This window comes from Pseudomonas sp. Q2-TVG4-2 (assembly GCF_013620795.1).
Lineage (GTDB): Bacteria > Pseudomonadota > Gammaproteobacteria > Pseudomonadales > Pseudomonadaceae > Stutzerimonas.
This window is the reverse complement of the sequence record NZ_LGLW01000033.1, coordinates 1-712: the sequence shown is the minus strand read 5'-3', so window position 1 is coordinate 712 and position 712 is coordinate 1. Positions and strand designations below refer to the sequence as shown.

1 protein-coding gene is annotated in these 712 nt (G+C 54.2%); it reads left to right on the top strand.

Going from position 1 to position 712, the window contains the following annotated elements:
* Positions 1-116 precede the first annotated feature (116 nt).
* The gene (locus H3028_RS21040) at positions 117-647 is read left to right on the top strand and encodes a TetR/AcrR family transcriptional regulator (RefSeq protein WP_258237886.1); all 531 of its coding nucleotides are present in this window, start codon (positions 117-119) and stop codon (positions 645-647) included.
* The last annotated feature ends 65 nt before the right edge of the window (positions 648-712 follow it).

Below are 712 nucleotides of genomic sequence, written 5' to 3'. Positions count from 1 at the left end.
TTTTTTCTGGCCGAATTCGTTGGTCGGCTTGAATTACGCACTGATCGGTCCATAATCCCTGCATGACCCGTGGACGCCCTAGAAATTTCGACGCCGACCTTGTGCTGGAAAACGCCATGCAGCTTTTCTGGAGCAAGGGCTATGAGGCCACCAGCCTTCAGGACCTGCTTGATGCGACGGGCCTCTCCAAGAGCAGCCTGTACGAAAGCTTCGGCAACAAACAGCAAGTATTCGAAGCGGCATTCACCCGCTACTTCGATGTTCGAACGATGCGTATGAAAGAGCGCCTCGAACAGGCCGCTTCGCCCCTAACGTTTATTCGCGAATGCCTGGTTTCCGTGTTGGATGACACCGAATGCGAAACCCCTCGTGGCTGCATGCTGGTGAACGTTGCGAATGAATTTTCCACCGGACACCCGGCGGTCCAGTCGCTGGTTCAACGAGGCACCCAACGCTTCCGCCAGGTATTTGAGGAAGCCTTTGCACAGGCGCAAGCCAGCGTCGAAATGCCTCCCACGCAGCCCCCTGCTCACTTGGCGCTTTATATGCACTGCGTCATGAGCGGGCTACGCACGCAGGTCAAATCGGGGCTAGTCCGTAGTGACCTTCTCAAGGTGATCGAGCTGATCATGGCAAGCCTTCGGTAATTTTTTAACCATTTTTGGACCGAAACGTCCAGATATAACCAAAACCAGACTATGACCAAAAGGAG

Bases quoted from the DNA above. Each gene is read 5' to 3' on its own strand.
- H3028_RS21040 (WP_258237886.1), top strand. From the start codon at position 117: ATGCAGCTTTTCTGGAGCAAGGGCTATGAGGCCACCAGCCTTCAGGAC.